The 6,447-nt window shown below is 62.4% G+C and carries 6 protein-coding genes; 2 read left to right on the plus strand and 4 right to left on the minus strand.

Annotated elements, in window-relative coordinates:
* Nucleotides 1-67 precede the first annotated feature (67 nt).
* Nucleotides 68-535, plus strand: a complete 468-nt coding sequence (locus MFF34_RS26235; protein ID WP_238217431.1) for a GNAT family N-acetyltransferase — start codon at nucleotides 68-70, stop codon at nucleotides 533-535.
* Between the two features lie 166 nt (nucleotides 536-701).
* On the opposite strand, the gene guaA is transcribed toward MFF34_RS26235, so the two are convergent.
* From guaA to MFF34_RS26255, 4 genes are all read right to left on the minus strand, one after another.
* Complete coding sequence (gene guaA, locus MFF34_RS26240) at nucleotides 702-2,279, minus strand: glutamine-hydrolyzing GMP synthase (protein WP_027595681.1); 1,578 nt, start codon at nucleotides 2,277-2,279, stop codon at nucleotides 702-704.
* 78 nt (nucleotides 2,280-2,357) lie between these two features.
* Complete coding sequence (gene guaB, locus MFF34_RS26245) at nucleotides 2,358-3,827, minus strand: IMP dehydrogenase (RefSeq protein ID WP_027595680.1); 1,470 nt, start codon at nucleotides 3,825-3,827, stop codon at nucleotides 2,358-2,360.
* Nucleotides 3,828-3,913: 86 nt separating this feature from the next.
* A complete protein-coding gene (locus MFF34_RS26250) occupies nucleotides 3,914-4,471 on the minus strand; it encodes a sugar ABC transporter ATPase (RefSeq protein ID WP_238217432.1) in 558 nt (185 codons plus the stop codon).
* A 46-nt stretch (nucleotides 4,472-4,517) separates the two neighbouring features.
* On the minus strand, nucleotides 4,518-5,273 hold the full coding sequence (locus MFF34_RS26255) for a sulfite exporter TauE/SafE family protein (protein WP_099453061.1): 756 nt from the start codon (nucleotides 5,271-5,273) through the stop codon (nucleotides 4,518-4,520).
* Nucleotides 5,274-5,370: 97 nt separating this feature from the next.
* On the opposite strand from MFF34_RS26255, the gene MFF34_RS26260 reads away from it, so the two are divergent.
* Nucleotides 5,371-6,252, plus strand: a complete 882-nt coding sequence (locus MFF34_RS26260) for a LysR family transcriptional regulator (RefSeq protein ID WP_238217434.1) — start codon at nucleotides 5,371-5,373, stop codon at nucleotides 6,250-6,252.
* Nucleotides 6,253-6,447: the final 195 nt, after the last annotated feature.

Here is a 6,447-nt window from a genome sequence, read left to right on the forward strand (position 1 = left end):
ACGTTTGCTCACAGACTCGCAGACTGGCCTATATGCACAATGGCGCTTTCAACATGAGGCCGAATTTATGACAGCCATAACCTTTCGCCCTGCAGTACCTGAAGATGCCGCAGCGTGTATGACCCTGCGGGCATTGACCCGGGAAAACGCGTTCACAGAAGAAGACCTGCGCGCGCTAGGCATCACCGTCGATTCCTGGAGCATCGGCATTCGCGATGGAAGCGGCCCAGGCTTCGTGGCCTGCAAGGGCAACCAGATAGTGGGCTACTGCTTCGCCGACAAGGACAGTGGCGAGGTGACCGTGCTTGCCCTGCTGCCTGCCTTTGAGGGCCAAGGGATCGGCAAGCGCTTGCTGCAGAAGGTCGTCGACCACCTGCGGGCGCTGGGGTTCGAGCGGCTGTTCCTGGCGTGCTCCAGCGACCCTGACGTGCGCTCGTATGGGTTCTATCGGCACCTAGGCTGGACGTCGACAGGCGAGCAGGACGAAGCGGGAGATGAGATCTTGCAGCTCAGGGTCGATACACGCGCTGGGTAAAACGCAAAAGCCCGCAATCATGCGTAATGCTGTTCACTTAAGTGATCCATCGCCTGTATTGGGGCCGCTTTGCGGCCCCGGCATTCTCAAGTGAACATCATTACGCATTCATGCGGGCTTTTGGTAGCTTCCTGCTATCGGACGCCGGCCGTGGCCGGGCGCGAAATCATTCCCACTCGATAGTGGCCGGCGGCTTGCTCGACACGTCGTAAGTGACGCGCGAGATGCCTTCGATTTCGTTGATGATACGGCCGCTGACGGTCTCCAGCAGCTCGTACGGCAGGTGTGCCCAACGCGCGGTCATGAAGTCAACGGTCTCGACGGCACGCAGGGCCACGACCCAAGCGTAACGACGGCCGTCGCCAACGACGCCAACCGACTTGACCGGCTGGAACACCACGAAGGCCTGGCTGGTCTTGTGGTACCAGTCGGCTTTGCGCAGCTCTTCGATGAAGATGTGGTCAGCGCGACGCAGAATGTCGGCGTATTCCTTCTTCACTTCACCAAGGATACGCACGCCCAAGCCCGGGCCTGGGAACGGGTGGCGGTAGACCATGTCGTACGGCAGGCCCAGCTCCAGGCCGATCTTGCGGACTTCGTCCTTGAACAGCTCGCGCAGCGGCTCGACCAGCTTGAGGTTCATTTCCTCTGGCAGGCCACCGACGTTGTGGTGCGACTTGATCACGTGGGCCTTGCCGCTCTTGGCGCCAGCCGACTCGATCACGTCCGGGTAGATGGTGCCCTGGGCCAGGAACTGGATGTTGTCCAGCTTGCTGGCTTCGGCATCGAAGATGTCGATGAAGGTGCGACCGATGATCTTGCGCTTCTTCTCAGGGTCCGCTTCGCCTTCCAGGTTGCCCAGGAACTGCGCCTCGGCGTCGGCACGGATCACCTTGACGCCCATGTTCTCTTTGAACATGGCCATCACTTGGTCGCCTTCGTGCAGGCGCAGCAGGCCGTTGTCGACGAAGACGCAGGTCAGCTGGTCACCGATGGCGCGGTGCAGCAGCGCGGCAACCACGGAGGAGTCCACGCCGCCGGACAAGCCCAGCAGGACGTTGGCCGAACCAACTTGCTCACGCACCTGGGCGATAGCGTCTTCGACGATGTTGGACGGGGTCCACAGGGCTTCACAGCCGCAGATGTCTTGGACGAAGCGCGAGAGGATGCGACCGCCCTGCTTGGTGTGGGTCACTTCCGGGTGGAACTGCACGCCGTAGTAACCGCGCGCGTCGTCGAACATGCCGGCAATCGGGCAGCTCGGGGTGCTGGCCAGCACATGGAAGTCGCCAGGCATCTGGGTGACCTTGTCACCGTGGCTCATCCATACGTCCAGGCCCAGCACGCCGTCGGCGTCTACGTGGTCTTCGATGCCGTCGAGCAGGCGGCTCTTGCCGACTACATCAACGCGGGCGTAGCCGAATTCGCGCAGGTCGGAACCGGTCACCTTGCCGCCCAGTTGCTCGGCCATGGTCTGCATGCCGTAGCAGATGCCCAGCAGCGGTACGTTCAGGTCGAATACGGCCTGCGGCGCGCGCGGGCTGTTGGCTTCGTGTACCGACTCGGGGCCGCCGGCGAGGATGATGCCGCGCGGGTTGAATTCGCGGATCGCTTCATCGTCCATGTCGAACGGATGCAGTTCGCAGTAGACACCGATCTCGCGCACGCGGCGGGCGATCAGTTGGGTGTACTGGGAACCGAAATCGAGGATCAGGATGCGGTGAGCGTGAATGTCGAGGGCCATGACTCAATCTCGTCAGTGGAAATCGGAAACGACGCGGGGCTGTCGTGACAGCCCCGCATGCTGATAGTGCTGGAAGCCTCAGCCTACGCGGTAGTTAGGGGCTTCTTTGGTGATCTGCACGTCATGCACGTGGGACTCGGCCATGCCGGCACCGGTGATGCGCACGAATTCCGGCTTGGTGCGCATCTCTTCGATGGTTGCGCTGCCGGTGTAGCCCATGGACGAACGCAGGCCGCCCATCAGCTGGTGGATGATGGCTGCCAAGGCACCCTTGTACGGTACGCGGCCTTCGATGCCTTCCGGTACCAGCTTCTCGGCGCCGGCCGAGGAGTCCTGGAAGTAACGGTCGGACGAGCCCTGCGCCTGTGCCATGGCACCCAGCGAGCCCATGCCGCGGTAGGCCTTGTAGGAGCGGCCCTGGAACAGCTCGACTTCACCCGGGGCCTCTTCGGTACCGGCGAACATCGAACCCATCATCACGCAGGAAGCACCGGCAACGATGGCCTTGGACAGGTCACCGGAGAAGCGGATGCCACCGTCGGCGATCAGCGGGACGCCCGTGCCTTCCAGCGCAGCGGCGACGTTGGCGATGGCGCTGATTTGCGGCACGCCGACACCGGCGACGATGCGGGTGGTGCAGATCGAGCCTGGGCCGATACCGACCTTGACGGCGTCAGCGCCAGCTTCAGCCAGGGCCTTGGCCGCAGCGCCGGTGGCAATGTTGCCGCCGATCACCTGCACTTGCGGGTAGGTTTCCTTGACCCAGCGTACGCGGTCGATCACGCCTTTGGAGTGACCGTGGGCGGTGTCCACCACCACCACGTCAACGCCAGCGGCAACCAGGGCAGCAACGCGCTCGCCGGTGTCCTTGCCGGTACCGACGGCAGCGCCGACGCGCAGGCGACCTTGGTCGTCCTTGCTGGCCAGCGGGTAGGCCTTGGCTTTTTCGATGTCTTTGACGGTCATCATGCCCTTGAGGCTGAACTTGTCGTCGACGATCAGGACTTTTTCCAGGCGGTGCTTGTGCAGCAGCTCGCGGACTTCGTTCTTGTTGGCGCCTTCGCGCACGGTGACCAGACGCTCTTTGGGCGTCATCACATCGCGGACCTTGGCATCCAGACGGGTTTCGAAGCGCACGTCACGGGAGGTGACGATACCGACCAGGTCACCGTTCTCCAGCACCGGAACACCCGAAATGTTGTTCAGGCGGGTCAGGTCGAACAGGTCGCGCACGGTGGCGTCTGCTTCGATGGTGATCGGGTCCTTGACCACGCCAGCCTCGAACTTCTTGACCTTGCGCACTTCGCCGGCCTGCTGTTCGATGGTCATGTTCTTGTGGATGATGCCGATGCCGCCTTCCTGAGCCATGGCAATGGCCAGACGCGCTTCGGTCACGGTATCCATGGCGGCGGAAACCAGAGGGATGTTCAGCTCGATGCCACGAGTCAAACGGGTCTTGAGACTGACTTCATTGGGCAGTACCTCGGAATAGCCAGGTACAAGGAGGATATCGTCGAAAGTCAGGGCTTCTTGGCTGATACGCAGCATCGCGGGGGCTCCCGGGCGGGAAAAATGGAAGCGCGCCATTATACTCATCCACGGCGCGCCGCTCAATGCAAAATAAGGGCCTTCGGTCAGCGTTCTGGCAGTTTTACCTGCACGACCGCCACTGGCTGGTCGAGCCAGTCGGCGAAGCTGTCGAGAAAGGCCTGGGTGAACCCGGCCTCGCCCCAGTTGTTGAAGATGAACCCCAGGTTGGAAAAGGCACATGGCTGCAGGTAAAGAAAGCCATTGATGTCGTCTTCGAAGCCACAGAGCGGGCAGGTGAAGTTGTCACTGACCCCTGGCATCCACTCTTCCAGGCTCTCGAACAGCGGCTCGCCGACTTCACGGCGGCACTCCGGGCAGCCGGCTTCTTCGAGAAAACCTTCGGTCGGGGTATAGATGCAGCGCTTGAGCATGATCTCGAGGCCGCAGGCCTGCTCACCGAAGGGCAGTTTCTCGGGGTGCAGGGCAACCTTGCGCGCACCTTCGGCCAAGGCATGGCCCATGCGGTTTCCGGTGCGGCCACAGGTGGTGAGTTGCTCTTCGACGATTTTCTCGCGCACCAGCCAGCGTACGATCGCCCGGGCGCGGGCCTCGTTGGCCGGAACGGTGGAAAGCTTGGGGACGATGATGCTCTGGGTGTTCATTAAGGAAGCAAACCTGCGAACTGCGGTAATCCCGTAATTCTACCGCTCACAGGCTCAGGTAGCGACCGATCATGGCCAAGCCACTGGCCAGCACCAGCCACGTGACCAGGCGCACAAAGGCCTCGCGGGACAGTTTCAGGGTCAGCCGGCGCCCTACCCACAAGCCAACGAACATCACCGGCAACAGGCAGGCAGCGAGCAGCAGCAGGCTGCTGTCGGCGTAGACCCCGGCGATCAGGAACAGCGACAGGCGCACCACCGTGCTGCAACTGATCAACGCACTTTGGGTAGCCCGCACCTGCTCTTTCGCCTCCAGGCGAGCACTGAGGTACAGCGCATAGAGAAAACCACCGCTGCCGAACAACGCACCGAACAAGCCCCCTACCGTGCCCATGGGCACCGCCCAGAAGCCGGACAAGGTCGCGGGGCGCACCTTCACCGCCAGGTTATAGAACGCATAGGCACTGACGAACAGGCCCATCAACAACAGCAGCAGGTCGGACTTGAGCCGTAACAGAAACACCACACCCAGGGTGCACCCTATCGCCATGAAGGGCAGCAGACGCAGCAGCTCGCCGCGTACCACATCCCGGCGCGAAGGCAGCAAGTTGCCGAAGGCCGCCACGAAGTCCAGCAGCACCAACAGCGGGATGATCCGTGACAGCGGCATGAAGTGGATCAGCACCGGCGCTGCGACCAGCGCAGTGCCGAAACCGGCAATGCCGAAAACGATGTAGGCCAGGCCGACACCGAGCAGGATGGGCAGCCAATCGAGGCCGGAAAAGGACAATGAGGTGAGCATGGCGTGTGTTCCTGAGATGTCACGCAAAGGTTAGCCAGCCATGAGCCATGCCGACTAATATGCCTTTGCGCCATTACCCATCTCGAAAAGGCATGACATGACGTCGATCCGCCAATTGCGTTACTTCGTGGAAATTGCCGAGAGCGGCAGTTTCAGCGCCGCCGCCGAGCGGTTGTACATCGCCCAGTCGGCGCTGAGCCGGCAGATCAAGGAGCTGGAGCAGCACCTGGGCACGCCGTTGTTCGAACGTACTGCGCGCCTGCCACGCCTGACGCTTGCGGGGGACGCGTTTTTGCAGCGTGCCCGCCGCTTGCTGGCCGACCTGGCACAGGCCGAGCGCATCACCCGCGACATGGGCGACGGCCTGCAAGGCAGCCTGCGCCTGAACCACTCCAGCACCGTGCCGCTGACCGGGCCATTGCTGGCTCGCTTGGGCACGTACTTGCAAGGCAACCCCGGGATTGCACTGGAGATTGCGCAGCAGTCCTCGGAGGCGCAATTGGAGGATATCGCCGCTGGGCGGCTGGATATCGGCCTGTTGCGGCTGCCGGTGCTGCGCCAGCATGAAGGCGTGGTGCTGCATGAGCTGTTCAGCGAGCCTCTATTACTGGCTGTCGCCGCTGGGCACCCCTTGGCTGAAGCGTCGGTCGTGCAACTGGAGCAGCTACGTGGCGAGCGCTTCATTTCGATTCCTCACCGGGACCGCGGCGGGTTGAGCTATTTGTCGGCCTCGCTGTGCATGAATGCAGGGTTTTTCCCGCAGGCGGCCCAGGTGGTTTCACGCAAGACCACTCAGTTGCAGCTGATTCAGGCGGGGTTCGGGGTGGCGCTGTTGCCCGCATGCATGCGCGATATTGCGCCGGCATCGGTCAGGTTCGTGGCGCTGGGTGAGGTGTGTGAGAGTACGGTGGCGCTGGCGTGTCGGCGGGATGCTGGGCCGATGGTGCGGCAGTTTTTGGCGGCGATGCAGGGGGCGTGATGGGGGTGTGATGGGGGCCTTGGTGCATGACGGGGGATTTTCGGCGGTGTTGAGATCGAGCGCCGCGCGGGCGGCGCTCGATCTCACAGGCGCCAAAGCGCTCCCGCCATACCCCTAAAAAACCAAGGGACATCTCTCATTACAGACCAAGGGGTGAAATCCTCCCCCCTGGATGCAGTACAATCGCCCCCTTTT

Origin of the sequence: Pseudomonas sp. PAGU 2196, from assembly GCF_022179005.1 — a bacterium.
In the GTDB taxonomy this organism is placed as follows: Bacteria; Pseudomonadota; Gammaproteobacteria; order Pseudomonadales; family Pseudomonadaceae; genus Aquipseudomonas; species Aquipseudomonas kermanshahensis.

Excerpts from the sequence above, each read along its gene's own strand:
- MFF34_RS26235 (WP_238217431.1), top strand. The coding sequence starts at position 68 with ATGACAGCCATAACCTTTCGCCCTGCAGTACCTGAAGATGCCGCAGCG.
- guaA (WP_027595681.1), bottom strand. The coding sequence starts at position 2,279 with ATGGCCCTCGACATTCACGCTCACCGCATCCTGATCCTCGATTTCGGT.
- guaB (WP_027595680.1), bottom strand. The coding sequence starts at position 3,827 with ATGCTGCGTATCAGCCAAGAAGCCCTGACTTTCGACGATATCCTCCTT.
- MFF34_RS26250 (WP_238217432.1), bottom strand. The coding sequence starts at position 4,471 with ATGAACACCCAGAGCATCATCGTCCCCAAGCTTTCCACCGTTCCGGCC.
- MFF34_RS26255 (WP_099453061.1), bottom strand. The coding sequence starts at position 5,273 with ATGCTCACCTCATTGTCCTTTTCCGGCCTCGATTGGCTGCCCATCCTG.
- MFF34_RS26260 (WP_238217434.1), top strand. The coding sequence starts at position 5,371 with ATGACGTCGATCCGCCAATTGCGTTACTTCGTGGAAATTGCCGAGAGC.